1 protein-coding gene is annotated in these 452 nt (G+C 59.3%); it reads right to left on the bottom strand.

Annotated features, from left to right (window positions below; genetic code table 11):
* Positions 1–164, bottom strand: a 164-nt coding sequence (locus TN53_RS46470; protein WP_159038290.1) for a transposase, incomplete at its 3' end; no start/stop codon positions are given.
* Between the last annotated feature and the right edge of the window lie 288 nt (positions 165–452).

The following is a 452-nucleotide window of genomic DNA, read 5'->3' as shown; positions in this document are numbered from 1 at the left end:
GCGAAGCCCAGCTCCCGGGGCAGGAGTTGCCAGGCTATGTCGTTGTAGAGGACGTACAGGATGCCTTGCAGGCAGAGTCTGTCTGCCACCGGCCGTGGCCCTGGCGATCGCTCGGGCCAGGGCGGCAGCAGCGGTTCGATCAGCGCCCACAAGTCGTCATCCACGATCCACGGCCGAGTACTCACAGCATCACGAACGGCCGATTCGCCAGACCGGTCACGCCCCACCAGGGCATCTCAACAAGATCGTGTTACGAGCTTTAAGGACGGGCAACTGTCCTCAACTCGCTAAAGAACAGGACCACTCGATCTGTTACACCCAGCTCTCGATTGCAAGACATCCTTTAGCTGCATCAACTAAACGCACACGGTGGCGAAACTAGCCCAACGGGGTGAGACTATTTAGGAGAGCCTGGCTAGCTGGCGAAGGCCGCAAGTCGTCCCATCATGAAC

The organism is Streptomyces sp. WM6386 (assembly GCF_000972385.1).
GTDB lineage: Bacteria > Actinomycetota > Actinomycetes > Streptomycetales > Streptomycetaceae > Streptomyces.
Note: the sequence above shows the minus strand (reverse complement) of the source record. Positions and strands in the feature narration are given on the sequence as shown.